Annotated in this window: 1 protein-coding gene; it reads right to left on the reverse strand. The window is 66.0% G+C overall.

The features are described from left to right. On the reverse strand, positions 1-435 hold a 435-nt coding region (locus ACMUOY_RS20335), incomplete at both ends, for a response regulator (RefSeq protein ID WP_413894537.1).

Consider the following 435-nt stretch of genomic DNA (forward strand, 5'->3'; position numbering starts at 1 on the left):
GGGGTGCGGATTTCGTGGCTCATGTTCGCCAGGAACTGGGACTTGGCCGCCGTGGCGTCCTCGAGCTGGTGGTTGAGGGAAATGAGCGCGGCGTTGCTGGCGATGAGCTGCTGCTGGCTCTCGCGCAGGGCCCGGTAGGCTGCGTCGCGCTGCGACAGGTTGAGGCAGGCCTGCGCGTGGTGCCGAATGCGGGCCGCCAGCTCAATCTTATCGGGCAGCTTTACGAGGTAATCGTTGGCACCGAGGGCAAAGGCCCGGCCTTTGACCTGCGGATCCTCGTTGGTGGAAAGGACAATGATGGAAGTGTCCCGGGTGGCCGGGTTGGCGCGGAGTTGCTCCACCAGCGCCAGGCCGTCCGCGCCCGGCATTACCAAGTCTTGGAGGATCACGCAGGGCTTGATCCGGCTGGCCATCGCGAGGGCTTCGCGGGCATCG

This window comes from Candidatus Skiveiella danica (assembly GCF_022705245.1).
GTDB lineage: Bacteria > Pseudomonadota > Gammaproteobacteria > Burkholderiales > Burkholderiaceae_C > Skiveiella > Skiveiella danica.